Raw genomic sequence first — 25,031 nt, forward strand, 5'->3', positions numbered from 1 at the left:
CTGTGCTGCGTGTTCCCATGCCGTGGAGCGGCGGGGGGCCCAGGCGCGGGTGTCGACGTCTTCGGACCGCAAGCCCGTACTCGCGGGCGGGGGTGCGCGAGGCTCCGGTCCGGCGGTGGCATGACAGAGCCCGGCCGGGGTGACTACGGGCGCCTGGCCGGGCTCTGCGTGCGTGGGGTACCGCGTGGGTCAGAAGTCGTCGCGCTCGTCGTGGAGCGGGGCGTCCTCGCGGCGCCGCTCCATCTCGTCGGGGCGCTGGCCTCCGCGAGAGGGGGTGCCGGGCTGGGGGTGGACCGGGTCCTGGCCGGGCCGCTGCGGGCGCTGGGGGCGCTGCTGTTCCTCGCGGCCCTTGCCCGGCTCCTGACGCTTGTCCTGCATACCGCCCATGTCGGCGACTCCTTGATCCGTGAGGTGGTGTGGTGTTTCCTCCCGCAACGCTGACACGCACAGTCATCTTCCGCACTATTTCGGGTACGCACCGTGGCGGCAGGGTGAGCGAAGCGGGGGCCGGTCAGATGTCGCCGGTCCACACGTCGGGGCCGCCTCCCTCCCACCGGACCGGCCCGTCCTCGGACAGATCCACGTCCTCCCACCCGGCCCGGCGCAGGACCTCCGACACGTCCCCGGGCGTGAACGCCCTGCCGAGGTCCGTGTCCACGCCGAGGGCGTGCACGGTGACCTTGCGGCCGCCCTGCGGCGACACGGGATGGATCACGATCTCCGTCTGATCCGCCATACGCTCCAGCGTGCAGCGACCCGGACGACATGGCATCCGCAGCCCGCTTTCGTGCGCTGAGCAGCAGTGAACTGGCTCCGTGCGCGGGCCCGAGAACAGTCGGCATGACGTCCTCTCAGAACCGGTGGGAGGAAAGGTGTTTGAGGTCGCGGGGCCGGGTCACACGCGTGGGTGTCGGAAGCGCACGCCTTGGGGGGTGGGCCTTCCGGAGCGGGCCTCGCCCCTGTGACGCCCTCCCCCCGGCGTCAGGGGGCAGGCCCGCCCGCACGACGGGCTGCCGCCCGGATCCGTACGGCACCCGGACACCCCGCACCCCGGTCTCCTCCCCGGCCGGGGGCCCCGGGGGCTGTCCGGCAGACCCCCGGCGCCGGCGCTCAGACCGCCGCCCCCGGGCAACGGACCCGACGGCAGCAGCCCGCCGCACGATCGACCACCGCACGCCCGCCGCACGATCGCCCGCCCGCCCGCTGCACGACCGGTCACCGAGCCGGACGATGCCCAGGACGGACAGCCGCCGGCCGGGTGAGCCGATCGGCCACGTGGAGGACGGACAGCCGGCCGGCGGGCGCGGCGCGGACGTCCTCGCCCTCGGGATCGCCGGCGTTCCACTGCGGCCGGCTCACGGGGAGCGCACAGCGAACGGTCCCCCGTACGGGCGGCTCGACGGGCACCCGCCTGCGGACGGCCGGAGGATCGGTGCGGGGACACGCGACGGGAGCCGATCAAGGATGCCGAACACCGCCGGTCACTCGAAGAGGGTGCGCTTCCTCCTCTCAGGTGTGCTGCTCCTGGCCGGGGTCGTCTCGACCGGGTGCAGCGGCGAGGTCCGCGACGCCGGGCAGGGGCCTGGAGCAGGGCCCCGCCCCCAGGCGGCGCGCTCCGGGAGGGTCACCGTCGTCTACGAGGCCCAAACGGTCGCCCCGGAGGACCGGGAGGCCGTGGCACTGATCCGGAACTCCCGCGTGCTGGAGCGTACGGCCGACTGGGTGAACAGGTCACTCGCCCTCCCGTACGACATGGTCGTGAAGGTCACCGGCGCCGTGCCGCCCGGCGTCACCGACGCCGTCACCCAGCCCGACGGCAGGACGATCTTCGTCCCGCCACCGTTCCTGACCGAGATCGAGAAGGCCCTCGCCGACGTCGTGAAGACCGTGGAGCGGCCCGCCCCGTTCCCCGCGTCCGAGTACAACACCGACGACCTGACCGTGCTGTCGACCGAATTCATCTTCGGCCACGAGATGGGCCATGCCCTGCAACGCCAGCTCCTGCTGGCCAACCTCGGTCTCGAAGAGGACGCGGCGGACGGCTTCGCGTCGTTCTATACCGTCAACGAGGTCGGGCCGGGCCCGTCGCTGGCCGCCGCGATCCTCTTCGACGAGATCGCCCGCAAGGAAGGCACGCCGACGCTGGAGGGCATGTCGAGCGACCACCCCGTCACCCAGCAACGGGCCTTCAACTTCCTGTGCTACCTGGAGGGCAGCGACCCGAAGAAGTACCAGAAGTCCCTGGTCGACAGCGGCTATCTCCCGAAGACCCGCGCCCCCCTCTGCCCACAGGCGTGGGCCATGCTGGACTACGGCTGGTGGACCCAGCTCCAACCCCACTTCAGCGGGGCGTTCAGAGCCCGGGGTGCCGAGGAGCAGAAGAAGGCCCACGGGCGGCTGGTCGCGGAGACACAGGCTCTGGCGAAGCACATCGACGAGATCCGTAGTGGTCAATGAGGTACATGACCGCGTACTCCCGACGCTTCGCGGGTCCACGGTTCGGTCAGGCTGTGGCGGCGAGGGTGTCGTCGAGCCAGTCGTAGATGCGGGCCGCGGACAGGCGCATGGCGCCGGGGTGGCAGTGGGCGCCGGCGCCTTCCTCCGTGGTGAACACCATGAGCGTCTTGGGGCAGGTCAGGTGGTCGTAGAGCTGCTCGGGCTGGCCCTTGAAGAAGATGTCCTCTTCGGCGTCGCACACGAGGGTGGGGCACTGGATCCGCTCGGCGATGCCCCCGGCGAGGGTGTGGTCGAGGTAGGAGGCGTTGAAGGCGCGGGGGGCGTCCACGCCCATGACGTACATGCCGTGGTTGATCGCCCAGCGGGCGATCGGGTCGCGGGTCATGGCCTGCTCGAAGGCGGCGTCGAGTTCGGGGGCGGACGCGGCACGCAGGAGGCGCTCGGCCTCCTCGCGGGGGCCGGGGATGTTGCGGACGGCGACCTGGCCGAGGTCGTAGAGGCCGTCGACGGCGATCAGCGCGGCCAGACGGTGCTCGAACGCGGCGGCCCGGGGGGCGAGGATGCCTCCCATGCTGACGCCGAGGAGTGCGATGCGGCTGTCATCGACCTCGGGGAGGGTCTCGGCGAAGTCCACGACGGGAGTGATGACGTTCTCCCAGTCCGGGCGGAAGACCAGGCCCTGGTGGTGACGCGGGCCGGGCATGCCGGGGCCGTCGAAGGCCAGCACGTTGTAACCGCGTTCGACACCGGCCATCGCCCCGAAGAAGTGCAGTTCCTCCGCGGTGCCGTCGAACCCGTTGTGCATGATCAGTGTCGGACGCGGTGTCCCCGAGTCGTCGACCCGGTAGAAGTAGCCGGGCAGCGTGGTGTCCTCGTAGGGGATCTCGACCGGCTCGATGACCGGGGTGAACAGTGCCGCCGCCGCCTTGAAGCAGGCCACGGAGCGGTCGTAGGCGTGATCGTGACGCGGGTCGCAGGGGTGACCGTGCAGGAAGAACTCCGCCGACCGGTAGTAGTTCGACGCACGCAGGAACCCGTCCCGGGCGCTGACGCGGTGACCGGCCGCCAGCGCCTTGTGGGCCTCGCCCGACACGCGGTCCGCGGTGGCCGTCCACTCGACGTACCAGCTGTCGTAGTCGCCTTCGGTGACCCGCTCACCGGTGGAGACCACCTCGCCGAAGTCCGCGCCTCCGTAAGCGATGTGGCTCATCGACCGCAGGGTCTCGTACCAGAACTGGACGTTGTTGGGGAACAGCAGCGGCTTCATCTAGATCTCCTATGGCATGTGAAGGTGGGGATCGACGCCTTTTGATCCCTGGCGAGCCTGCTCGCCCGGCCTTTCGCCGCCGCCGCTCTCGCGGTGCGTTCTTCGGCGTGGTCCAAGATTGCGACGGGCCGGTGTCCACTTCCCAGGCCATGCGCAGACGATCCCTGTCCACCCGTGTCCGCTCCTGCCCGGGTGCCTGCTCCGGAGCAGGCACCCGGGCAGCGGGGGTGACGCGGCACGGCGAGGGCGTTGCGTCAACTTCGCTTTCTTCTTTGCGGAGGGTCAAAGGGCTCGCGGCCCCACTCCCGGCACTGGTCCGTAGAAGATGGCCGTATGGCGACTGTCGTGGCGTTCCATGCCCACCCCGATGACGAAGTGCTCGTGACCGGGGGCACCCTGGCGTGCGCCGCGTCCGACGGGCACCGCGTCGTGGTGGTCACCGCCACTGACGGCAACACCGGTGAGGCAACCGACGAGGAGTTCGTGCGGATGCGGGAACTGCGGTCGAGTTGCGCCGCGTTGGGTGTCCATCGGGTGGTGCACCTCGGGTACGCGGACAGCGGCAGGAGCGAGCCGATGCTTCCCGATCCGCCCGGCCGCGTCCGTTTCGCCGGGGTGGACACGGAGGAGGCGGCAGAGCGGCTCGCGGAGATCCTCAGGGCCGAGCGGGCAGATGTCCTGCTGAGCTACGACGCCAACGGCGGCTATGGCCACCGTGACCATGTGAAGGTCCACGAGGTCGGCCGTAGCGCTGTCGCGCGCGCCTCCGTCCCTCTTCTGCTGGAGGCGACGCTGCCCAGAGAGCCCATCGTCCGGGCGCTGCGCCTGGCTTCCTGCCTTGGGCTGTCCCGGCGCGAGACCGCCGAGGCGTTCCGCGGTGCCTACACGCCGCGTGCTGCCATCACGCACCGCGTCGACACACGGCGTGCCGCCCGCCGTAGACGGGCGGCACTGGCAGCGCACCAGTCGCAGGTCCACGGCACGGGCCGGCTGGCCCCGTTGATGCGCCTGGCCTTGCGGCTTCCGGTTGGCGTCTTCGCTCTGCTGCTGGGGCGGGAGTGGTACGTGGAGCCCGGGGCGGCACCCGCGTATGGCCTGCGCTCCTCGATCTTCGCCGAACCGCTCCGTTGATTCGGCCCCGCTCCCGTCCTCGACGTCGACCTCGGGAAGGGTTAGGCGCAGGTGCGGCGAGGGGATTGCCTGTGAAGGACGTCTTGGGGAGGGGACATGCCGCAGCAGCTCTCGCGTGAAGATCTGAAGGAACTCCTGGAGATCGCGCTCAGGGAGTACGAGTGGCTTCGCAACGAGATAGACCAGCGCATCGTCGCGCGTAGCCAACTCATCAACTTCATAGGGGCGATGGCCGTCCTGGCGTCAGCCGTGGGCACGATCCTGCTCAAGGGCGAGAGGCAGGGGCTGTCGAGCATCTTCATCGGAGGCATCGGCGCCTTCTTCGTACTCGCCGTCATCTACTGGCGGACGAGCAACAAGTCCATCATTCGGCTGGGCGCCTACCTCCAGGGCCTGGAGGGGAAGATCAATACTCTGACCGTGGAGCTGTACGGAGAAGTCACGGTCGAATGGGAGACCCGGCGCGAGGCCGTGCGCCAGCAATCCCCGAAATGGCTCATCAAGCTCGGTGGCCGCGTCCTGGCCCTCTACCGCAGGGGACGGCTGGCCCACCCCACGGACTTCAACCGGATCGGAAGGCCCTAGGGGGTGTCGCCGAGTTCTGGAGACCCCCGGATGCCTGCTTCAGAACACGGTTCCGCCTGCGAGACGAAGGCGGGCTGGCAGCGGGCAGGGGCGGACCGGGTGGCCGTCCCGAGCGACCGGGCGACGGCGTGGGAGCAGTGCGGGGTCCGGGAGACCGACCGATGGCCCTGCGGTCCTCATGGACTCCGCCGAGGCCGGCAAGGACCTCGCAATGCCCAGTACGGCTCGTCCCCGGGAGTGCGGACCGGGGGCGTGACGGAGCTGTGCCGTGCCGTACGCGGCGTCACCAGCCTCGCGGTGGTGGTGCCGGAGCGTGGCGCTCGCGGAGTCCCAGGCACGGGCGACCCGGGGCGGCGGTGCGGCTGTTTGGAGACGACCTCGCGCTGCCGGACTCGCTGCACGGGCGCACTGCCTGACGGCCAACGCGGGACGCCGCAGGGCCGGACCCGGCGGGTCCGGCCCTGCGGCCCCGTGTGGGGCGTCAGTTCTTGACGGGCTCCATGCAGAGGACGAACTTGTCCGCCTCGAGCTGCTGCGCGAGAGCGACCTCGGCCACGCCCTCGCACTTGTCGAGGTTGAAGGTGTTGTCGACGACCTTGACGACCTTGTAAAGGTCGGCCACCTTCTCGGTGCAGCCCGTGCTCTCGACCTTGGGGTCGTTCTCCGGGCCGGTGACGACGACGCACTCGCCGGCCTTCGCGTGCACCGGGGCCTCGCCCGTCAGGTAGGGGAGGCCCAGCCGCCAGAAGAGTACGACCGCGATCGCCACGACGGCGCCGAGGATCTTCTTCCCCAGGACGCCCTTCTTCTTCGCGGGTTCGGACGGCGCGACGGGGGCGTCGAACGTGCCGGGGGCGGCGGGCTGCTCGGGGGTCTGCGGCGCGGGAGGCGTGGCCATGGGGGGTTCCTTGGGGACGTGTACATGATCGAACGCGCGTACGCTACCGGCTCCTGAACACGCAAAAGGGACTCTTCCCTTCCGCTTCCGAATCAGATGCAGAGTCGTGATGCCTGCCGTCTCGTCAGGTCGCGCCGCCGGCTCCCCCTAGAGGCCGCATGGTGCGCGCGGGAGGGGCGTCTGAGGTGGGCGCAACGGTTCCCGCCCCGGCAGCCTGGCCCATGCCCTCCAGGACAACCGCTTCCCGGTCCTCGCCGGGGCGGTCATCCGTCGTCTCCCCCGCATGCGGCGGCCCGGGGCGCGCGGCATCCGGGGCGCGCGGCATCCGGGGCTCGCTGTCGCGCGCTGGACGGCAGTGAAGTGGCTCCGTGCGCGGGCCCCTGGGCGGGCTGGAGGTGACCTTCTCTCAGAACTGCTGGGGCGAAGGGCGTTTGGGGAGCGCGAGCCGGGTCAGACGCGTACGTGTCGGAGGCCTCGCCTTGGGGGTTGGGCTTCCGGAGCGGCCTCGCCCCTGTGACGCCCGTCCCCCCGGCGTCATGGGGCAGGCCCGCCCGCACGACGGGCTGCCGCCCGGATCCGTACGGCACCCGGACACCCCGTACCCCGGTCTCCTCCCCGGCCGGGGACCCGGGGACCGTCCGGCGGACCCCCGGCGCCGGCGCTCAGACCGCCGCCCCCGGGCAACGGACCCGACGGCAGCAGCCCGCCGCACGATCGACCACCGCACGCCCGCCGCGGGGATCATCCGGTACATGGGTGACAGGGCCTTCCGAGAGCGGTTCGCCTTCGGCTACCGGCCGTGCGGTGCGGTCGGTTCCTCCCCCGCGTACATCCCGGTGAGTTCGGCGGCGATCCGGGCCAGCCACTGCCGTACCTCCGGTGGCTCCAGTACCTCGATCCGCCCTCCCAGCCCGGCCAGATGCCCCGCCAGGGCCTTGGCGGCCGGGCCGTCGACCCAGACCTCGGTCCAGCCGTCGGGCAGCGGGCCGCCGACGCGCACGCGGCCGCCTAGGAACCGTTGCAACAGGTCCAGCGCGTCGGGGTGGACGCGGGCGCGGGCAGTCACCGCGTACATGCCGTCCTGGAAGGCTCCGGACAGCGTCCGCCACGCCGTGGCGAGGTCGAAGCCGGGCGGCCGGGTCACCGGTTCGCCGGTCGGCTCGACGGAGGTGACCCGGCTGAGCCGGAAGGTGCGCAGACCCTTGTCCGTACCGGCGACCAGGTAGTCCACGCCCGCCTTGGCCACGAGTCCGAGGGGGTCGACGGTACGTTCGCCGGCTGGTTTGCCGACGCCCGCGTACCCGAGGCGGACGCGGATCCCGTCCACGACGGCGCCCTGGAGCGCGGAGCGGTGGGCGGCGTCGGCGGTGACGGCGTTGCGGGACCAGTCCGTGGCGTCGACGACCCCCGCGCGGGTCGCGGCCTCGGCTTGGGCCCGCAGGGTGGGTGGCAGGGCCCGGACCAGCTTGCGCAGCGTGGTGCGCAGTTCGGGGGTGGCCGACAGGGGGCCGGTGACGAGGAAGAGCGCCCGGATCTCGTCGGCGGTCAGCCCGGTGAGGTTGGTGCGGGCCCCGCCGACGAGGGACCAGCCGCCGCCGCGGCCGCGCTGCGAGTAGACGGGGATGCCGGCCGCGGCCAAGGCCTCCAGGTCTCGGCGCGCGGTGCGTTCGGACAGCTCCAGTTCGGCGGCCACTTCGGGCACGGTGACGCGGCCGCGTTCCTGGAGGAAGAGCAGGGTCGCCACTAGCCGGTCGGCTCTCATCTGGCCTTTCTCCTCCTTCGTGGGTGCTGCGTCGTCGTCTTTCATTCTCTTCGGGAAACTGGCCAGAAGGTGGCCACTTTTGCTCACAGGATGAACCCATGAACAAGACCGAGCAGCTCATCGAGACCCCGTCCGACTCCCCCCGTACCGACGGCGCCCCCTTCTCGTTCGATCCGCGGACCGATCTCGCCGCGGCCGTCGAGCTGGCGGGCCGTACGCTGGCCGCCGTCCGGCCCGAGCAGTACGACGCCCCGACCCCCTGCGAGGAGTTCGACGTACGGCGGCTGTCGAGCCACCTCGTCGCGGTCGTGCGCCGGATCTCGGTGATCGGGCGCGGCGAGGACCCGTTCAGCGTCCCGTCCTTCGCCGACGAGATCGCCGACGGCGGGTGGGCGGCGGCCTGGGTGCCGGGGGCGCGTGAGGTCGCGGAGGTGTGGGCGGATCCGGGCATCCTCGGCCGGCAGCTGCGCCTGCCGATGGGCGTCCTGCCGGGCGCGGCCGCCGCGGCCGTCTACACCCACGAACTCACGGTCCACACCTGGGACCTGGCCAGGGCGACCGGACAGGACCCGGACTGGGACCCGGCCCTCATCGAGCGTGTGATCGACGTCGTACGTCGCGCGCTGCCGGCCGAAACCCGCGGCGGGCGGATCCCCTTCGCCGAGGTGGTGGCCGTGGATCCCGGGGCCCCGGCCATCGACCGGCTGGTGGCCTGGGCCGGACGCCGGCCCTGAGTAGCCTGGTGCGGGGGGCCTCCCGGGTCGGCCGGGAGGCCCCGGCGAGCGGGACCAGGTGGCGGGTTTCCGGCGCGCTCGGTCCGATGTGCGACGGGGTGAGGAGCTTCGGCGAGCGGCCGGTGCGTTTCCCGGCCGGGGCCCGCCGGTGGGGCATTCGGCGTAGCCGCCGTGTCATCGAACCCGGCCGGGGATCTTCTTGACCTCGGTGTGTCAGGATGCCGGGGACGCGGTCAGGATGCCGGGGACGCGACCGTCAGCACGTGGTGGACAGGGGCTGGTCATGATCAGCGGTGCGCACGTCATCCTTTACAGCCAGGACGCCGAGGCGGACCGTGCTTTCATCCGTGACGTCCTCGGCTTCCCCGGGGTCGACGCGGGCGGCGGCTGGCTCGTCTTCCAGTTGCCCCCGGCCGAAGTCGCCGTACATCCTGCCGAGGGCCCACCCCGGCACGAGCTCTACCTGATGTGCGACGACCTTGATTCCCAGCTCCGCGAATTCCGCGCCAGGGGCGTCGAGATCACCCGCCCGGTCAGCGCGCAGCGCTGGGGCAAACTGACTGCTGTCCGCCTGCCGAGCGGGGCCGAACTTCCGCTGTACGAGCCGTCGCACCCCCTCGCCCACGGCTTGTGACCTGCCCAGTGCGGAGGATTCTGCCGTTCGGCCGTGCCGTCGGCACGCCTTGAACGCCGCAACCGGCCCTGGGGCGCAGAGGCCGGGCCGGGGGCGGGCGCGGGTTCCGCGGCAGCGGTCAGGCGCGAAAGGAATCAGAGGGGGCGGACCTGCTGCGCCTGGGGACCCTTGGGGCCCTGGCCCGTGGTGAACTCCACCCGCTGGTTCTCCTCGAGCGACCGGAACCCGGGCGCGTCGATCTCGGAGAAATGAACGAACACGTCCGGAGTACCGTCATCCGGCGCAATGAACCCGAACCCCTTCTCCGCGTTGAACCACTTCACAGTGCCTTGAGCCATGACACGCCTTCCCGATCCACCCCGGCCCGCGAACACCGCGGCCGGCAGCAACCCGATACTCCCCCACGCGGTACAGGCGAAACACCACCCAGGAGTGAACGAGACGAGCCCAGCCCGCCGCCGCCGAACGGCGGACGAAGCGGCGGCTTGTTCTCACGGCAGCGGGGGGGAAACGCGCGTGAGCGCGGCCGGCCGGGGAGGAAGCCGGGGCCGCGCTCACGTGCCGCACGGGAAACGGCAAGGCTTCCCGGTGCGCTGCTGGGGCCGGATCAGGCGTTGACGCAGGTGTTGCCGAAGGCGGGGTTGAGCAGCGCGATGACGTTGACGGTGTTGCCGCAGACGTTGACGGGAACGTGGACCGGGACCTGGAGGAGGTTCCCGGACAGAACACCCGGCGAGCCGACGGCCGCGCCGTGGGCACCGGCGTCGGCGGAGGCCATGCCTGCCGCGCCGAGGATGATGGCGCCGGTAGCGGTGATGACGGCCGTGGTCTTCTTCACTGGGTCTCCTTCAGGATGTGCGTATGAACGGTGAGCGAAAGCGGGCGCCGGCTGTGGGCCGGGCAGGCAGCCCCATGCCGGGCGCTTGTCCTCTCCAACGCCTCCACCGGGCATATGGACACTGTGGTCGACCCGTTCGGGTGCCGCGCGTACGCCGACCTGCACGCGGGCGGGGCCGTTCGTCGCGTGGTCCGGGCAGTGCGAGCCGGGTGGGAACCGCAAGTTTCCGCGCACACGACGGGACGGGCCCGCTCTTTAAGGGCTGCCGGGCGCCGAGCTTGGTGTGTGAGACTCCTTCTGAATGATCACTCGGGGGGAGTTTCGCGTTGAACGCACTGTTGAAGAGGGTGTGGATCGGGCTGGCCGCGACCTTGATCGTGAGTCTGGCCGCCGCGGCCCTGCCGGACCGCATACAGATAGACGACGAGGGGCGCGTGCACCTGGGCGCGCCCGCGGCCGCGCCGTCCCCGTCCACGGCGTCGCCCACACCGGAGTCCACGTCCCCGCCCCTCACGCGGGACGCCGTTGACGAGGTGATCCGGACCGCGGTCGGCGCGGCGGGTCTCGACCTCGCGCAGGGCCGCCCGATCGGCCCGGCCGGCGCCAACTCGAACAGGACGGGCTGGACGGCCGTCCGCGAGAAGAGCGCCGCACAGTCGGAGATGAACGCGGTCTGCGCCGACCTGGAGCGCCAGGGCTGGACGCTGAACCCGAACGGCGACAGCGCCGACGCCTCGCGCAGCTACAAGCGCGGGGGCTGGCACCTGCTGGTGAGCACGCGCGGGAAGACCCAGGCGCCGTCCACCACCTCCGCCTTGACCGACTCGCAGACCTACCTGACCCTGGCCGGGCTCCAGTTGAACCTGTCCGACATACCCCTCCCCGAGATCACCGTTCGCATCGGCTGATCCCTTCGTGCGGCGCCGAGGCTGGACGCCGCCGCTACCCGGAGCCCGGACCTTGCTCGGTTACACCGCTGCGGCGGTGGGCCGCTGCGCGGCCCTGGTGTGCTGCATGGTCGTGAGCCTGCGTACGAAGAGCACCGCGAGGACGGCCGCCACGATGTCGAGGACGTCACCGGCCAGCATCGTCGTGGCCGCGTCGCGCACCGCGCCGGTGCTCTGGGCGCGGCCGTAGGCCATGCCTCCGAACCACCCCAGGACCCGGGACAGGACGAAGGTGCCCCACCAGAGGTTGACCAGGGTCAGCGGGAAGCGCCGGTAACCGCCGTCGGCCCCGAGGGGCGTGCTCGAGCCCCACGTGGTCACGGCGATCCGGTACGGCAGCCAGAGGTTGGCGAACGGTACGAACCAGGCGCCGATCGCCCAGCCCGGCGCGAGCTTGTCGGCGCCCGGTGCGAAGGCTTCGGCGTTGGTGCGCACCCGGTGGAACCAGACGATGAAGACGATGCCGGTCACGAACAGGGCGTTGCCCTGGATCGTGCCGACCAGGCCGGTCAGTCTCTGGCCCCGGTCGAGCTCGGCGTCGGTGACCGTGGCGGGATCCGCGAGCAGGCGCTCCATGAGCGTGCGCATGTTCCAGTCGGCGTACGCGGCGTACGCGGCGATCCCGATGACCAGCGGAAACAGCGCGGCCAGGGCGATGGCCAGGCCTACGGGCGCGCGGAGCCGTGCGCCCGGTACGCCGGGCGCAGCGTACGGGGACGAGGTCGAGGTCGGGGTCGGGGTCGGGGTCGGGGTCGGCGGGCCGACCGGAGCTGCGGACATGCGGAGGAACCCCCAGGGTGCGCGTACAGGAGAAGGCGCGCCGAGCAGGCGGGCCACGCTGGAACCTACGTCAGCCGGTCCGTCCGCGTCATGCCCGTTTCCCCAGGTCAGGGTGGTAGGCCGGGGTTTCGCGCCGCCGGGGCCGTGGCTGCCGCTTTCCGTGCCGCAGCCGACCACCTGGTCGCGGCCGCCGCGTCTGTTGCACGGCCGGTTAGTCTCGGGGCATGCGGATCTGCGTTTCCTCGGACATGGACGAACCCGTGGCTCGCGCACTCCTCGGGCACCTGCGCGACCGCGGTCACGACGTGGTGACGTACGGGGCGCTGAGCCCGGGCGACGATCCGCAGTGGGCAGTCTGCTCGGAGGCGGCGGCCCGCGAGGTCGCCGCCGGGAACGCGGACCAGGCCGTCGTGTGCTGCTGGACCGGTACGGGCGCGTCGATCGCCGCGAACAAGGTTCCCGGCGTGCGCGCAGCCCTGTGCACGGACGCGTACACGGCGGACGGTGCGCGCCGCTGGAATGACGCCAACGTGCTCGCGCTCAGCCTGCGCCTCACCTCGGAACCGCTGCTCAAGGAGATCCTCGACGCCTGGTTCGCCGCCGAGGTGAGCGCGGACGAGGAGGACCGGGAGAACGTGGCGCGCGTCAAACGGCTCGACGACCCCGGAGCCGCACCCTGAAGGAAGGCGGTGACGCCGGCGGGGGGTGACGGTGCGCGGCTCTGCGGCGCGGCGGTGGCGGGGTCGGTGGTACCGGTTCGGGATCGTCGGCAACAGGCCGGGCCGGATTGCGACTGGACAGCCGGCACGGGCCGCCGGAGCATGGCGCGCAGGTGCCAGTGCCGCCCATGGGGAGGGCTGTCAGGATGAGCACGGACGACGGGGATTCCCGCGACCAGCGGCCTTGGCAGCGGTCGCGGGCAAGCGGTAACCGAGGGGTGGGCGGGTCCGGAGGCTCGGGTGGCCCGGGTGGAGGGGGCCATGGGCCGATCCCCTCAGGCGCGCAGATGCCTCAGCCGGTGAAGAGCCTTCGCGTGTTGATGATGATCCTCGGAGGCATGCAGACCGTCCTCGGGCTCGCTCTGGTGACCAACAGCGTGGCCATCGCCACCGCCGTCTGGGGCGAGGGCGACGCCTCGGCCACGTGCTGCTCCACGCCCGGCGAGGCCCACTCCGGGATCGTCGTATTCGTCGGGCTGCTCGTCCTCGCTGTTGCCGCGTGGGGTGTCACGACCGCCCTCAAGTTCCCCACGCGCCGTCCCCATCTGCGCGTCTTCGCCTTCGCCTACGGCTGGACCGCGCTGCCCTTCACGTTTGCGTTCTTCCGGGTGGCACCGGTGCTGGGAGTGGTGTGGCTCGTGCCGGCCATCCTGGCGATCGTCCGCCCCAACCAGCCGGAAAGCCGGGCTTGGTTCGGTTCCCGGCCCGAGTAGAACCCCACCTCGTCCGCCGCCCCGTCAGGTCAGGCTCCACGACCACGTGCCGTCGGTGGTGACGAGGCAGGCGAGGACCACGAGGTCGGCCACGCCCAGGGCTATGCCCAGGCGGGCGCGGCCGGGCCGTGCGGTCTTCCGCCACAGGGCGAGGGAGCCGAGGACGACGGCGATCGGTCCGAGCAGCAGGTTCATCAGCAGGAGCCCGACCAGACCGAGGACGAACGCGGTGACGGCCATCAGGTCGGCGTCGCGGTAGCGGCCGCGGGTACGGGAGCGGGCGCCGGCCGGGGCCTTGACGTCGGTGGGCGCCTTCATCACAGACCTCCGCGGCGGTGGTCGGGGCGCCCGGAACGGTGGCCGGAGAGGCGCTCGCGTGCGGCGAAGAGGGCGAGCCAGAGGGCGATCGCGAGGCCGGCGGCCACGCTGACCGGCACCGGCACATGGGCCACGGTGCCGAGGATGACGCCCAGGACGAGGAGTGCACCTACGAGGAAGAGCACGGGAGTTCCTCCTACTTTCAGGTAACGGTTGTTCACCGACTACCCGGTCCGGTTCGTCTCATGCTGGCGGCCGTCGACTGTGACGCGGTTGACTGCCTTCATGGGTGCGAACACCGGTGTCCGCGAGGCGCAGCGCCGCCGTACCCGGCGGGCGCTGCTCGACGCGGCCCTGGGCCAGTTGGAGGAGCGGAGTCTGGGCGCTCTCGGTCTGCGGGAGGTCGCCCGGCATGCCGGGGTCACTCCCACCGCCTTCTACCGGCACTTCCGTGGCATGGACGAGCTGGGGACCGTACTGGTCGAGGAGGCCCTGGCCAGCCTGCACGCGACCGTACGGGGCGTCCTCGCGTCGAGTGGCGACGCCGGGCAGCGCTCCGACGACGCGGTGCGGCTCGTCGCCGAACTCGTCCGCAGCCGTCCGGCGCACGTCCGCTTCCTCGTCCGGGAGCGGCACGGCGGCATCGCGGCGGTGCGCGAGGCCATCGCCGGACAACTCGACGCCTTCGCGGCCGAGATCGGCTCCGTCCTCGGGGCGGAGCCGCTCAGTGCGGGCTGGGGGGCCGCCGACGTGACGATGCTGTCCCGGCTCCTGGTCGACCACATGTTCATGACGGCCTCCGCGTGCCTGACCGCCTCCCTGCGCGGCGAGGACTGGTCCCCCGTCCTCGCGACGGCCCGCGACCAGCTCCGCCTGATCCACCTCGGACGCGAGCACTGGCAGGGGTAGGAGCGCAGGGCGCAGGCGGGGATCAGGAAGTGCGCTTCAGCGTCCAGGTGTTGGGGTTGAAGCTGGGGACGGCGGAGTAGCGGCAGCCGCTGGAGTAGTAGGTGCTGGTGATGGTCCAGCCGGCGGGCGGCCAGGTGGAGGCGCAGGCGTTGACCTGGGTGCCGACGGGGTAGCCTCTGAGGTCCTTGATCTGCTTGGTGTTGGGCGTGAAGCCGGAGCCGCACCCGCCGCTGTTCCACCACTGGGCGTCCACCCAGCCGTCGGGGGTGAGCGTGCTGGAACACATGGTGAGCGTGTCGCCGGGGGCCGCCGAGGCGGGGCTCGCGGTGATCGCGAGGGCGGTGACGGCCATGGTGGACAGAGCGACGGCGAAACGGGTGCGGATCACGGGACGTTCCTTTCTCGGCGCGCTGTGATCTCCGCCGACCGTCGGCGGGCCGTGCCAGGCGCCTCGTCATTGCTATCCGATCAGTGCAGGCTGCAGACAGTCACCTTTGGGGCATAACCGGGCGGTGTTTTAACGCCGTTGCCGCCGGCGCGGGATCGGTGTCCGTCACGCTCTCGCCGTACCGCTCAGGTCGCAGCGGCGACGGCCGGAAATCATCATCGGGGCGCACGGGTCGCCCGGGGGGACGCCGCGATGATGTCCGTCATGGCACAAGAAGCACAAGAACTCGCACCCCTCGCCCAGCGGACCGCGGACCGGCTGGCGGAGCGGCACGTCGGCGTGGTGGTGGCCGCGGTGGCGGACGACGTCGTGGAGATACGGGGTGCCGGAAGCACCGGCGCGGGCCACGGGCGTGTCCCCGGCCCCGGCACGCTGTTCGAGATCGGCTCGGTGACCAAGGCGTTCACCGCCCTGGCGCTGACGCGCATGGCGTCCGCCGCCGCGGTGGGCCTGGACGAGCCGCTCGGCGATCTGCTGCCCGCCGGGACGGCCGTTCCGTCACGGGACGGCCGGCCGATCTCCCTGCGGCATCTGGCTACCCACACCTCGGGCCTGCCGCGCCTGCCGAAGGGCATGCTGCTCCAGGCTCTGCTGCGGCCGTCGAAGCCGGATCCGTACGCCGGCTGCACGGCCGACGTCCTGCTGGCCGGGCTGGCCGGGACCCGGCTGGGGGCCGCTCCGGGGAAGCGGTTCCGCTACTCCAACCTCGGAGCCGGGCTGCTGGGGCTGGCCCTCGCCCGCCGGGCGGGCACGGACTACGAGAGCCTCATCACCCGGGAGATCTGTGCCCCGTTGGGCATGACCGACACCGTGGTGACAGTGGACGGCAGCCGCTCGGAACGCTCCGCGCGGGGTCACGTGCGCCGGGGGCGGCCGGCCGCGCCGTGGCACCTCGCCGACCTGGTGGGAGCGGGCGGCCTGCGGTCGACCGCGAGCGACCTGGTGGCCTTCGTACGGGCCCAGCTGGACGGCGGCCCCGCGGAGCTCGCCGAGGCGATCCGCCTGAGCCGTGCGTTCGAGCACCGCAGGAACTCCTTCACCTGGGTGCACCTCGGCTGGATGGCCCACCGTCTGCACCCCCGGCAGGGCGGCCACCTCCAGATCTGGCACAACGGAGGAACGGGGGGCTTCTCCTCCTTCGTGGGGTTCGACCCGGAGACACGGGTCGCCGTCGTCGCCCTCGGCAACACCCGGCGCCCGGTGGACGGGCCGGCCTTCGACCTCCTGCGCACCCTGCAGGCGGAGCGCACGGCCCGATTTCCCTGACGAACCACCGGGCATGCCTTCTGTCGGGGGCGCGACTCACCAGGGGGGCGAGCTGATGACGGTCACGGGCGGGCGCGGACACGGACACAGGCACGGGCGCGGACACGGGCACGGACACGGGCGCGGGCGTACGGGAAGGAGCGCCGGCGTCTTGCTGCGGCCGGCTTCGGTGGCTGCCGGCGTGGCGGTGGCCGCACTGTTGGTCGTCGACTTCCGGCTGACCGGTTCAGCCGGCCGGCAGGTGCTCGCGGTGGGGGTGGTGGCCGCCTTCGTGAGCGCGGGCGTATGGGCGGCGTCGAGCCTGACGGGTCTGCTGATGCGGCCGTCCCTGCGACGGGCCCGGGGGCTGCTCGCGCAGGAGCCGGACCTCGGGGCCTCGGACCGGGAGTTCTTCGCTCCGATGCGTCGGCTGATGTTCCTCGGCGTGCTGCAGAGCCTGGTCGGCCTGCTGATCCCGTTCACCGTGTATCCGCTCGCCCTCTGGGCCGGCGTACGGATCTGCGGCGCCGCGGGCCTGCCGGTGCGCCTGACGGGACTGGGGCCGGTCTTCGTTTCGGGGCTGCTGGTGGCTGCCGTCGCCACCACCGCCGGGACCTTCTTCGCCCTGTTCCGCCGCCGCAGCGCCCGCGCGGCCGCGCGGGCGCTGGCCGCCGTACTGCTCAATGCCGCCGGACTGGCGCTCGCCGTGCTCGTGCTGGACGGCGTACGGCTCGACTCCGCGCCGGGGTGGCGGCAGGCGCTCGCCCTGTGTGCCGTGGCGTCCCTCTTCGTGCTGCCGCGCATCACGCTGTCCCTGCCCGTGCCGGGAATCGCCTCGATCGTCCTGGTCGCCTACCACTGCCTGCTGTTGTGGCTGATCTGTGCGGCCTTCGCGTTCGTGGACCCGCGTCTTCACGCTGCCGGTTTCGGGCCGTTGGCGGGGGCCGCCGCGATCATGTGGGCGGTGGAGTGGCCCGCGCGCCTGGCCGCCGGGCGGGCGGGGGCGGCCGCCGCCCGGCCGGCTCCCGTCCTGCCCGATCCGTTGCCGCCGGATCACGGGTTTCCCTCCGGCCCGCTGTACTGAGGGCGGCTGCCGTCACCCGCCGGTCCCCGCCGGTCCCGGCCTTCGGGTGGAGAGGGAGAATGCCACGGTATGAACTCTCAGTCCCCGTGGGGCCTTCCGGGCAGGACGCTGCGCGCCGTGCGGGGGTACCCGCGTCGTGCGCCGCTGACCCTCGCCTACGTCTGCCTGCTCCTGGCCGGCCATGCCTGGCTGGGCTACGGGCTGTCCGCCGACCGGGCGGCCGGCGTGCTGGGCTATCTGAGCACCAATGTGGACAACCTGCGGGACCATCCGGTGTCCGCGCTGCTCGGCAGCGCGCTGTTCGTCGACGGCACGCTCACGGATGTCACCTCGACCGACTTCGTGGGCACTTTCATCACCCTGGGTCTCGGCGTGTGCTGCTTCCTGGCCTGGGTGGAGCACCGGTGGGGGAAGCGGCGCGCCGTGGCGGTGTTCCTCGGCGGGCATGTCGCGGCCACCCTGCTCACCGCGGCCGTCATCACCGTCGCGCTGCGGCACGGCTGGTATCCGGCGGCCGTGCGCCAAGCCCTGGACTACGGGGTCAGTTACGGCGCACAGACCGTGCTGGCGTTCGGCACGCTCGCCCTGCCGCGCCGGGGCCGCCTGCCGTGGGCCGTGTTCGTTCTCGCGTGGCCTGTGGGCGGTGCCGAATGGGCCGGTCCGTTGCCGGACTTCACCACCGTCGGCCATCTCACGGCGGCGGCCCTCGGCTTCGGGCTGCTGGGCGTCCCGGCTTTCAGGCGCCGACGGGGCCGCACTGCCGGCCGGCCCTCCCCCGCGGGCGGCTCGGGGCCGCACCGGGGCTCCGTAGCGCAGCCGTCGTCACCGGCAGCCGGAACCACGGCTGACCCGTCGGCCTGAGCTGCGGCGAGACGACGCGGGTGGGCGGGGTGCGGCAGCGGCGCGGGTCCGTGGGACGGGTGCGGCAGGGGCGCAGGTGGGACGGGTGCGGCAGCGGTGTCCCACCGCCTTCAACCGGCGGGGGCGACGGGCCGTTTGTAGTACCGCCACGGGAACCATCCCGCCCCGACCGGAATCCATCCCTCTGCTTCCAGTCGCCGGTGGCGCGCACCGGAGGGGAGGGTGACCCGGCAGTGTTCCCAGGGGTGGCCGGAGGCCTCCACCTCGTGGAAGAAGGGGCCGTAGCCGACCATGTGCCAGCCGTCGCGGCCGGCCTCCTCCAGCGCGGCCATCTCGTCGAACGCGGTCAGCCCGCTGAGGGTGCGGCGCTTCGGGGCGTTCGGGCCCTCGGCGAGCGGTGCCGACGGATGCGCGCCCGCGCCCTTGTCCGCGAAGCGCTGCTGGGCGGCCTGGCGGCTCACTCCCAGGACGCGGCCCACCGTGTCCCAGCTGTGGCCGGCGGACCTGGCGCCCTGGACGGCCTCGCGCAGCAGGCGGCCGGCCTCCTCGGCGCCGACGCGCGAGGCGTCCAGCAGGCGCAGGTATCCGTGGGCGTCGTGTTCGAGCGAGTCGGCCAGTCCGTCGGGGGCGCCGAGGACGGCTGCGGCGATCCCTTCCCGGATCCGGTCCCTCTCCGCCGGGTGCAGCAGTGGTTGGTCGCTCATCGGCGCAGTCCGGCGAGGGGTTCGAGGGCGTCGAGGACCGCCTCGTCGCGGCGTGCCCGCTCGGCGCTGTCGCGGGCCGCCCGGGCGGCGAGGGCGGCCGTGCCGGCGATGAGTACGAGGCTGACAACGGTCAGGGCGACGGTGGCGAAGGTGCCGAGCCGGCCGCCGACCATCGTCGTCAAGGCGGGCAGGGTCACGGTGAGCGGCAGTACGGCGGCCATGGACGGGGTGGCGGGAAAGAGGTTCCGGTGCCGGGCCCTCGTCGACTCCATGATCAACATGCGTCAAGGAAACCTTGACACGGCCGACTTGTCAAGAATTCCTTGACGCCGCCTGCGGGCACTGCCTGCGTCCCGTATCCGGGTGAGCGGCGGCGGGGAGGGCGCCGCCCGCGCGGGCGGGCGCGGGAAAACCGTTGGGCGCACCCCGGTGGCCGCTGCTACGTTTCCCGCGGCCGTGCGAGAGGACGAGGAGGTGGTACCCGTGAACGCAGTATCGACATGGGTGCTCCCCTCCGGGGTCACGGTCGGACGCTAGGCAGGTCGTCCGGGAGCGCCGTTCCAGAGCACTCCCGAAAGGCACGACCATGCGATTCACTTCCGAGCGACGCCTCGACGGCGGCGTCCTCGTACGCGAGTTCACCCTCGGCGAGATCCCCGGCACCCTGTGGACGCCGGAATCCGCGGCACCGGCCCCGCTGGTCCTGATGGCCCACAACAACGGCCTGCCCAAGTCGGCAGCCCGGCTGGTGGCCCGGGCCCGGCAGACCGCGGCGCACGGCTACGCGGTGGCCGCCATCGACGCCCCCGGGTGCGGTGAGCGGCCCCGTCGCGCCGCCGACGAGCAGGCCCGCGCCGACCTCCGCCGGGCGATGCAGGGCGGCGAGCCGGTCGACGAGATCCTCGAGTCCTTCATCGGCCCGCTGGTCGAAGAGGCGGTACCGGAATGGCGGACCACCCTGGACGCCCTCCTCGCGCTGCCCGGGATCGACGGCCCGGTCGGGTACTCGGGGTGGACCGCCGTCGGCATCCACCTCGCGGCAGTCGAACCGCGCATCTCGGCCGCCGGCTTCTTCGCCGGGGGCTACGTGCCCCGCGCCCAGCGCGAGGAGGCCCGGCAGGTCACCGTTCCGCTGCTGTTCCTGCTGCAGTGGGACGACGAGGGCAACCCCCGGCAGCGGGCCCTGGACCTGTTCGACTCCTTCGCCGCCAAGGAGAAGACGCTGCACGCCAACCTGGGCGGCCACACCGGCACCCCGTGGTTCGAGGTGGAGGACGGGGCCCGCTTCTTCGACCGGCACCTGAAGTAAGGCCGGGCCACCGCCGGGCGCCGGCAGGCGGTAGGCGGTAACGGCGCCGGCCGCCCCGCGGGTCCCTGCCCACCAGGCGGGGACCCGCGGGGCCCAGCGACTACCTCCGGGGTATTCGCACCGTCCGACCGCCCTCGGCTGCGTTCGCGGTCATTACCCACCTGCGAAGCCGCAAGCGGGCACCACGTACTCCTTCGGTGCGGGGACGTCATCGAGTACCTACAGCGCGTCCAGGCGGCCGTCGCCCCCTTCGTGGGCCGCTTCGTCATCCACGGTCCTTACCGGCGTCCGGCGCGTCGGCGTGCGGTGTGGAGCGCGCTGCGCTCGGTGAAGGCGCCGTCTCCAACCCGTGGCAGGGAGGCGTAGCGATCGGTGGCGATCTGATCGATCCGGGCGCTGTAGCGGGCGGCCGCCGCTTTGAACGCCTCGGCCGGTATCAGGAGTTCCTCTGCCGCGCGAAGGGACCGCAGGAGCTCCTGAGTCAGTTGCAGGAGCCGGCAGAGTTCGTCCTCGGCGGTGACGCTGCCGGCTTCCGCGTGGCCCTGTTCGGCCGCGGCCCGTCGAGCCTGCTGCTCCATGGCGAGGATCACGGCCTGACGTCGACGCTCCAGGATGCGGAAGGTGACGCTTGCCGGATCCGCCACCACCGCTTCGGCGGCCTCGACGGCCCGGGTCAGCTGCGGGGAGAACCGGGTGGCCGCGAGGGCGGCGGCTTCCCGCTCCTTGCGCTCGGCCTCTGCCCGCTGCCGCTGCAGGCCGGGCCAGGCGGGGAACTCCTCCGTGCCCGCCCGTTGGCCCCGGGTGCGGGGGGCGGCCTTCTCCGCCTTCGTCAGACGGCTGTCCCACTCGCCCCGCAGGGTGAAGCTGTAGGCGCTGCAGCCCCCATGCCCCCAACCGCCGAATCCGAAGCCGAAGCCGGGGCTACCGTGTGACCAGCGACCGTCGTTCTTGACGACGGGCTCCCCGCAGTTCCTGCACCAATCCGTCTGCTGATCCGTCAACGCCCCGACCCGCCCCACCCCGTGCTGTTCACCCCGGCCCGATCACTGAGCGGATCGGCAACACCATCCTGGCATCCGGCGCTGACATCCGGTCCGGGTACCGATGGGGTCCTCAGCGGCCGGGGCGGTCGGTGCGGTCCAGCACGCCGAGCTCGAAGTCCGAGAAGGGCACGCGCCGGGTGCGGGGCAGCGACACCTCCACGAGCCGGACCTCGCGGGCACTGCTCGGTGGCGGCGCCGGCCTGCGGGCGGCTGGAGACGTTGTCATGGCGCTCCCCTCACGGCCCGCCGAGCGCGGACCGGGCTCATCTTCGGTCGCCCGGGGGGGCAGCCGTCCACCGGTTCGGGCGCATGGGGAAGGGCGGAGACGGCGGGCACCGCAAGGGCTGCCGCTACCGCCCCGTACGCCCCAGCCGACACGTTAGGTGACGGCGTGTCAGGCATGTCGCGCGCCGGGAAAACCGCGGGCCGCGCCGGTGGGGCGGCCGCTACGATCGGCCCCTCACCCGATCATGGCGGTCCGACGGAGGCACCGATGACCCTGGCCCCGGCGCGGACGCCCGCCCATCCCGAGCGGCTGGAGCGAGGACACCCGTTCCGCCAGTGGAAGACCTGGCGCATACCGGGGACCGAGCTCACCCTGACCGGTTACTCGCGCGCCAACGACAAGACGTTCTTCCACGTCCCGGAGTTGCGCTGCGCGCTCGACGCGGGCCTGGCGGAAGGGCGCCGGCCGGAGACCGTCTTCCTCACCCACACCCATCACGACCACTCCAAGGACCTCGACTACCTCGCCGCGCGGGCCGACGGTGTCGACATCCACCTGCCCGCCGCGTCGGCGCCCTACGTGGAGGCCTACCTGCGGGCCTCCGCCGAGCTGAACCACGGCCCCGCCTACGACCCCTCGCTCGCGGCGGGCTGCCGGCTGCACGGGGTGCGCGGCGGCGACGAGTTCACGTTCGGGCGCCGCGGCCACCGTGTGCGGGTGGTGGAGTGCGTCCACAAGGTGCCGTGCGTGGGGTACGCGTTCTCGCAGCCGCGCAAGGCGCTGCTGCCCGAGTACGAGGAACTGCGGCGCGACCTCGCGGCCCAGGGCCGGGGGGCGGAGTTCGGCCGGGTCCTCGCGCAGCGCCGCACGGAGGGCGCCGAGGTCGAACGAGAGGTCCTCAGCCCGTTGTTCGCCTTCCTCGGGGACACCCACGTGAGCGTCTTCGAGGCCAACCCGTGGCTGTTCGAGTACCCGGTGATCATCACTGAGTGCACGTTCCTCGACGACGCCGAGCTGGCCCGGGCCGAGCGGGTCGGGCACACCGTGTGGAGCGGGCTGAAGCCCGTCGTCGAGGCGCATCCGGACACCCTCTTCGTCCTCACCCACTTCAGCCTGCGCCACTCGGACCAGGACGTGCTCGACTTCTTCCGCGACGAGCGGCCCGAGAACGTACTGCTGTGGGCGCACCCGGAGAGCCGACTGCCCGAGCAGCACCAGCACGGGCGGGGCTGACGGACACGGCGCCGCACCGTCAACGTCGTGTAACGGCGGCCGTACGGATGGGGTCAGCCGCTCCAGGCCCTTCGTACTCTGCCGTCCTCGACCTCGAAGTTCAGCCGGCCTTCGAGGTACTCCATGGTCAGCATCGTGCCGGGCGGGACCGTGCGCACCGTCGTCCAGCCGCGCGCTCGCGCCCGGCGCTCGGCCTCGGCGGCGTCGAGGCCCACGTAGCGCGCCGGATCATCGGCGGAGGGTGAGGAAGCGGAAGGGGAAGCGGTCATGGCTCTCACCTGCCCGGGAGGCTGACACCGAACCACCGCGATCCACCGCGCGTGGCCCTCTCCAGGCCGAAGCCCCTGCGGCCCGGAGGGCCTGACAGGGGCTTGGTCAGCCGTATCGCTTCACCGGGTGGACCGGTACGGGTACGGGGAGCTACGTCGGGGCCTCACCGCGTGAACCGAACCGGCACGGGGAGCTAGGAGGTCTCCGTCGTCAGGATGAAGGGGGCGGTGTCCGCGGCCTCCGTCTCGGCGGCCGGCGTCTCCGTGTCCGGCGTCTCCGCGGCCGGGGTCTGCTCCGCGGCGGGAGCCTCCTCGGTGGTCGGGGTCTCCGGGGTGGGCGTCTCCGTGCCCGGGGTCTCCGTGCCCGGGGTCTCCGTGCCCGGGGTCTCCGGGGTGGGGGTCTCCGTGCTCGGGGTCTCGGGGGTGGGGGCGGGCTTTTCGGGCTTGTGCTCGCAGTAGACGGTGCCCTGGTAGAACTTGCAGCCCGGCATGTTCTCGACGTCCTTGATCTTGCCGTGCTTCTTGCCCTTGCCCTGGTTCTTCTTGCCGTGCTTCTTGCCCTTGTGGTTTCGGTTGTCCTTCTTGCCCTTGCTCTCGTGGCCGCTCTTGGCGTGCTCGGCGACCAGCGTGACCGACTCGCCGACCTGCGGCTTGGCCGGCGCGGCGAATGCACTGGTGGGCAGCAGCACGCCTCCCCCGACGATCGCGGCCGAGACGGCGAACATCGAGAAACGCTGCTTCCGAGAAGTGCGAGCCATGAGAATTACTCCAATAAGAGGGGGTGGGGGTAAGAATCGAAGGACAGTGGTGAAATGTCTGTTTTGTCCGTCTGGTTAAAAGACTGACCGCCGCACTTCACGACGCTGTCCGCCGACTGTCACAGGCGCGTGACAGGCCCCCGTGCCCGCCCCACCCCCCGGCCCCACCCCCCGGCCCCGCCGCCCGTCACGGCGGGCGGCGGGCCCCCGGCCGGTTGCGGTCACGCCTGGGCGGGCGGGGACGGGAGCGTGGCGAGTTCCCCCAGGACTCGGGCCGCCGGCGCCGGGTCGGCCAGCCACTTCAGGTGGCTGCCCTCCAGCGTGTGGACGTCGTACGGGTTGTCCGGCGTCAGCTCGTCACCCTCGCGGATCAGCCGGTCCTGGAGGGCGAGGGGCAGGCTCGCGTCGTCGGCCAGGCGGATGTAGGTCTTCGGGATGCGGCCCCAGGTCGCGGCCTGCGCCCGGTCGGCGGGGCCGCCGGCGTCCAGGTTCTCGTCGGGCTGGAAGGTGTTCAGGAAGGCGAGGAACTGCTCGTCGGTGCCGTCGGCGAAGAAGGCCGCCTTGAACGCCGCGAGCGCGTCCGGGTGCGCGGTGCGGAAGTTGACCCGGAGCAGCCCGAGGTCGGCGGGGTTCCCGGCCAGCGCCGAGGCGAAGGCGGCGGGGTCGACCCCGGCCATCTCCGGCTCGGCGTAGTAGTCGCCGACGTCGAGACGGACCGGGCACCAGGCCGAGACGTAGACGATGCGGTCGATCAGGTCCGGGCGCGCGTTGGCCGCGGCCGTGGCCGTGATGCCGCCGCGGCTGTGGGAGACGAGGATCACGGGGCCGTTGCGCTTGGCCCGTTCCACGATCCCGATCAGGTGCGCGGCGTTGTCGGCGAGCGTGACGCCCTTGATCGAGCCGGGTGCGCAGGCGAGGCCTGCGGGGTCCTGCGGGCTCTGGTAGGCGGGGGTGAAGGTCGCCTGGAAGCCGTGGCCGGGCAGGTCGACGGCGACCGAACGGTGCCCCAGGAGGCCGAGCTCGGCCTGGAGGGGCGCGAAGGAGAAGGAGTTCGCGAAGGCGCCGTGGACCAGTACGTACGTGGGGTGCATCCGGGTGCTCGCTTTCCGGCCGGCGCGGTTCGGCGTCGGCCCTGGCGGGAGATCGTTCGTGCTCTGTT

Annotated in this window: 32 protein-coding genes; 14 read left to right on the forward strand and 18 right to left on the reverse strand. The window is 72.3% G+C overall.

All coding sequences use genetic code 11. The features are described from left to right. Positions 1-189: 189 nt before the first annotated feature. Together ACZ6JT_RS32205 and ACZ6JT_RS32210 are read right to left on the reverse strand one after the other, a co-directional pair. Positions 190-387 (reverse strand): hypothetical protein, encoded by a 198-nt coding sequence (locus ACZ6JT_RS32205; RefSeq protein WP_469215271.1) that lies wholly within the window; start codon positions 385-387, stop codon positions 190-192. A gap of 124 nt (positions 388-511) precedes the next feature. Next, positions 512-736: a hypothetical protein gene (locus ACZ6JT_RS32210; RefSeq protein ID WP_469215273.1), complete on the reverse strand. Its 225-nt coding sequence runs from the start codon at positions 734-736 to the stop codon at positions 512-514. 728 nt (positions 737-1,464) lie between these two features. Here ACZ6JT_RS32210 and ACZ6JT_RS32215 point away from each other — a divergent pair. Continuing rightward, positions 1,465-2,457: a DUF4344 domain-containing metallopeptidase gene (locus ACZ6JT_RS32215; RefSeq protein ID WP_469215275.1), complete on the forward strand. Its 993-nt coding sequence runs from the start codon at positions 1,465-1,467 to the stop codon at positions 2,455-2,457. A 46-nt stretch (positions 2,458-2,503) separates the two neighbouring features. Here ACZ6JT_RS32215 and ACZ6JT_RS32220 read toward each other — a convergent pair whose 3' ends face one another. Further along, positions 2,504-3,724 (reverse strand): alpha/beta hydrolase family protein, encoded by a 1,221-nt coding sequence (locus ACZ6JT_RS32220; protein WP_469215277.1) that lies wholly within the window; start codon positions 3,722-3,724, stop codon positions 2,504-2,506. Positions 3,725-4,057: 333 nt separating this feature from the next. On the opposite strand from ACZ6JT_RS32220, the gene ACZ6JT_RS32225 reads away from it, so the two are divergent. Both ACZ6JT_RS32225 and ACZ6JT_RS32230 read left to right on the forward strand, forming a co-directional pair. Next, the gene (locus tag ACZ6JT_RS32225; RefSeq protein ID WP_469215279.1) at positions 4,058-4,855 is read left to right on the forward strand and encodes a PIG-L deacetylase family protein; all 798 of its coding nucleotides are present in this window, start codon (positions 4,058-4,060) and stop codon (positions 4,853-4,855) included. Between the two features lie 96 nt (positions 4,856-4,951). Then, the gene (locus tag ACZ6JT_RS32230; protein WP_469215281.1) at positions 4,952-5,440 is read left to right on the forward strand and encodes a hypothetical protein; all 489 of its coding nucleotides are present in this window, start codon (positions 4,952-4,954) and stop codon (positions 5,438-5,440) included. Positions 5,441-5,921: 481 nt separating this feature from the next. Here ACZ6JT_RS32230 and ACZ6JT_RS32235 read toward each other — a convergent pair whose 3' ends face one another. Together ACZ6JT_RS32235 and ACZ6JT_RS32240 are read right to left on the reverse strand one after the other, a co-directional pair. Next, entirely contained in the window at positions 5,922-6,338 is a 417-nt protein-coding gene (locus tag ACZ6JT_RS32235) for an LppU/SCO3897 family protein (RefSeq protein ID WP_469215283.1), read from the reverse strand. Positions 6,339-7,128: 790 nt separating this feature from the next. Continuing rightward, positions 7,129-8,100, reverse strand: coding sequence for a helix-turn-helix transcriptional regulator (locus ACZ6JT_RS32240; RefSeq protein ID WP_469215284.1), 972 nt, complete (start codon positions 8,098-8,100; stop codon positions 7,129-7,131). A gap of 98 nt (positions 8,101-8,198) precedes the next feature. On the opposite strand from ACZ6JT_RS32240, the gene ACZ6JT_RS32245 reads away from it, so the two are divergent. Next, a complete protein-coding gene (locus tag ACZ6JT_RS32245) occupies positions 8,199-8,834 on the forward strand; it encodes a TIGR03086 family metal-binding protein (protein WP_469215287.1) in 636 nt (211 codons plus the stop codon). Between the two features lie 283 nt (positions 8,835-9,117). Next, entirely contained in the window at positions 9,118-9,468 is a 351-nt protein-coding gene (locus ACZ6JT_RS32250) for a VOC family protein (protein WP_469215289.1), read from the forward strand. A gap of 134 nt (positions 9,469-9,602) precedes the next feature. On the opposite strand, the gene ACZ6JT_RS32255 is transcribed toward ACZ6JT_RS32250, so the two are convergent. Then, positions 9,603-9,806, reverse strand: coding sequence for a cold-shock protein (locus ACZ6JT_RS32255; RefSeq protein ID WP_469215291.1), 204 nt, complete (start codon positions 9,804-9,806; stop codon positions 9,603-9,605). Between the two features lie 269 nt (positions 9,807-10,075). Next, on the reverse strand, positions 10,076-10,246 hold the full coding sequence (locus tag ACZ6JT_RS32260; RefSeq protein WP_469215514.1) for a chaplin: 171 nt from the start codon (positions 10,244-10,246) through the stop codon (positions 10,076-10,078). 386 nt (positions 10,247-10,632) lie between these two features. Here ACZ6JT_RS32260 and ACZ6JT_RS32265 point away from each other — a divergent pair, with 386 nt between their 5' ends. Beyond that, positions 10,633-11,214, forward strand: coding sequence for a hypothetical protein (locus ACZ6JT_RS32265; RefSeq protein ID WP_469215293.1), 582 nt, complete (start codon positions 10,633-10,635; stop codon positions 11,212-11,214). A 60-nt stretch (positions 11,215-11,274) separates the two neighbouring features. Here ACZ6JT_RS32265 and ACZ6JT_RS32270 read toward each other — a convergent pair whose 3' ends face one another. Next, positions 11,275-12,033, reverse strand: a complete 759-nt coding sequence (locus ACZ6JT_RS32270; protein ID WP_469215295.1) for a DUF4328 domain-containing protein — start codon at positions 12,031-12,033, stop codon at positions 11,275-11,277. Positions 12,034-12,257: 224 nt separating this feature from the next. Between ACZ6JT_RS32270 and ACZ6JT_RS32275 the strand changes: the two genes are divergently transcribed. Beyond that, positions 12,258-12,713: an RpiB/LacA/LacB family sugar-phosphate isomerase gene (locus tag ACZ6JT_RS32275; protein WP_469215297.1), complete on the forward strand. Its 456-nt coding sequence runs from the start codon at positions 12,258-12,260 to the stop codon at positions 12,711-12,713. A 353-nt stretch (positions 12,714-13,066) separates the two neighbouring features. Continuing rightward, positions 13,067-13,465, forward strand: a complete 399-nt coding sequence (locus ACZ6JT_RS32280; RefSeq protein WP_469215299.1) for a hypothetical protein — start codon at positions 13,067-13,069, stop codon at positions 13,463-13,465. A 24-nt stretch (positions 13,466-13,489) separates the two neighbouring features. On the opposite strand, the gene ACZ6JT_RS32285 is transcribed toward ACZ6JT_RS32280, so the two are convergent. Then, entirely contained in the window at positions 13,490-13,783 is a 294-nt protein-coding gene (locus tag ACZ6JT_RS32285; protein ID WP_469215300.1) for a DUF4190 domain-containing protein, read from the reverse strand. Beyond that, entirely contained in the window at positions 13,783-13,968 is a 186-nt protein-coding gene (locus ACZ6JT_RS32290) for a hypothetical protein (RefSeq protein WP_469215302.1), read from the reverse strand. The genes ACZ6JT_RS32285 and ACZ6JT_RS32290 overlap by 1 nt, the downstream gene beginning before the upstream one ends. A 100-nt stretch (positions 13,969-14,068) precedes the next feature. Between ACZ6JT_RS32290 and ACZ6JT_RS32295 the strand changes: the two genes are divergently transcribed. Further along, positions 14,069-14,692: a TetR family transcriptional regulator gene (locus ACZ6JT_RS32295; RefSeq protein ID WP_469215304.1), complete on the forward strand. Its 624-nt coding sequence runs from the start codon at positions 14,069-14,071 to the stop codon at positions 14,690-14,692. Positions 14,693-14,714: 22 nt separating this feature from the next. On the opposite strand, the gene ACZ6JT_RS32300 is transcribed toward ACZ6JT_RS32295, so the two are convergent. Further along, a complete protein-coding gene (locus ACZ6JT_RS32300) occupies positions 14,715-15,080 on the reverse strand; it encodes a hypothetical protein (RefSeq protein ID WP_469215305.1) in 366 nt (121 codons plus the stop codon). 264 nt (positions 15,081-15,344) lie between these two features. Here ACZ6JT_RS32300 and ACZ6JT_RS32305 point away from each other — a divergent pair, with 264 nt between their 5' ends. The 3 genes from ACZ6JT_RS32305 to ACZ6JT_RS32315 all read left to right on the forward strand — a co-directional run bounded on the left by ACZ6JT_RS32305 (position 15,345) and on the right by ACZ6JT_RS32315 (position 18,330). Continuing rightward, entirely contained in the window at positions 15,345-16,406 is a 1,062-nt protein-coding gene (locus tag ACZ6JT_RS32305; protein ID WP_469215306.1) for a serine hydrolase domain-containing protein, read from the forward strand. 151 nt (positions 16,407-16,557) lie between these two features. Continuing rightward, positions 16,558-17,469, forward strand: coding sequence for a hypothetical protein (locus ACZ6JT_RS32310; RefSeq protein WP_469215308.1), 912 nt, complete (start codon positions 16,558-16,560; stop codon positions 17,467-17,469). A gap of 69 nt (positions 17,470-17,538) precedes the next feature. Continuing rightward, complete coding sequence (locus ACZ6JT_RS32315) at positions 17,539-18,330, forward strand: rhomboid-like protein (RefSeq protein WP_469215310.1); 792 nt, start codon at positions 17,539-17,541, stop codon at positions 18,328-18,330. Between the two features lie 110 nt (positions 18,331-18,440). Here ACZ6JT_RS32315 and ACZ6JT_RS32320 read toward each other — a convergent pair whose 3' ends face one another. Both ACZ6JT_RS32320 and ACZ6JT_RS32325 read right to left on the reverse strand, forming a co-directional pair. Then, the gene (locus ACZ6JT_RS32320) at positions 18,441-19,034 is read right to left on the reverse strand and encodes a hypothetical protein (RefSeq protein ID WP_469215312.1); all 594 of its coding nucleotides are present in this window, start codon (positions 19,032-19,034) and stop codon (positions 18,441-18,443) included. After that, positions 19,031-19,315, reverse strand: a complete 285-nt coding sequence (locus ACZ6JT_RS32325) for a hypothetical protein (protein WP_469215314.1) — start codon at positions 19,313-19,315, stop codon at positions 19,031-19,033. The genes ACZ6JT_RS32320 and ACZ6JT_RS32325 overlap by 4 nt, the downstream gene beginning before the upstream one ends. 305 nt (positions 19,316-19,620) lie before the next feature. On the opposite strand from ACZ6JT_RS32325, the gene ACZ6JT_RS32330 reads away from it, so the two are divergent. Then, entirely contained in the window at positions 19,621-20,343 is a 723-nt protein-coding gene (locus tag ACZ6JT_RS32330) for a dienelactone hydrolase family protein (RefSeq protein ID WP_469215316.1), read from the forward strand. Positions 20,344-20,621: 278 nt separating this feature from the next. On the opposite strand, the gene ACZ6JT_RS32335 is transcribed toward ACZ6JT_RS32330, so the two are convergent. Together ACZ6JT_RS32335 and ACZ6JT_RS32340 are read right to left on the reverse strand one after the other, a co-directional pair. Continuing rightward, positions 20,622-21,344 carry a hypothetical protein gene (locus tag ACZ6JT_RS32335; RefSeq protein ID WP_469215318.1) on the reverse strand — a complete coding sequence of 241 codons (723 nt, stop codon included), beginning with the start codon at positions 21,342-21,344 and terminating at the stop codon, positions 20,622-20,624. Positions 21,345-21,456: 112 nt separating this feature from the next. Next, positions 21,457-21,612 (reverse strand): hypothetical protein, encoded by a 156-nt coding sequence (locus ACZ6JT_RS32340; protein ID WP_469215320.1) that lies wholly within the window; start codon positions 21,610-21,612, stop codon positions 21,457-21,459. Positions 21,613-21,879: 267 nt separating this feature from the next. Between ACZ6JT_RS32340 and ACZ6JT_RS32345 the strand changes: the two genes are divergently transcribed. Next, entirely contained in the window at positions 21,880-22,845 is a 966-nt protein-coding gene (locus ACZ6JT_RS32345) for an MBL fold metallo-hydrolase (RefSeq protein ID WP_469215321.1), read from the forward strand. 53 nt (positions 22,846-22,898) lie between these two features. Here ACZ6JT_RS32345 and ACZ6JT_RS32350 read toward each other — a convergent pair whose 3' ends face one another. From ACZ6JT_RS32350 to ACZ6JT_RS32360, 3 genes are all read right to left on the reverse strand, one after another. After that, positions 22,899-23,114, reverse strand: a complete 216-nt coding sequence (locus ACZ6JT_RS32350) for an I78 family peptidase inhibitor (protein WP_469215323.1) — start codon at positions 23,112-23,114, stop codon at positions 22,899-22,901. 194 nt (positions 23,115-23,308) lie between these two features. Beyond that, complete coding sequence (locus tag ACZ6JT_RS32355) at positions 23,309-23,872, reverse strand: hypothetical protein (RefSeq protein ID WP_469215325.1); 564 nt, start codon at positions 23,870-23,872, stop codon at positions 23,309-23,311. Between the two features lie 221 nt (positions 23,873-24,093). After that, on the reverse strand, positions 24,094-24,963 hold the full coding sequence (locus ACZ6JT_RS32360) for an alpha/beta fold hydrolase (protein ID WP_469215327.1): 870 nt from the start codon (positions 24,961-24,963) through the stop codon (positions 24,094-24,096). Between the last annotated feature and the right edge of the window lie 68 nt (positions 24,964-25,031).

Source organism: Streptomyces sp. NPDC046308 (genome assembly GCF_055588065.1).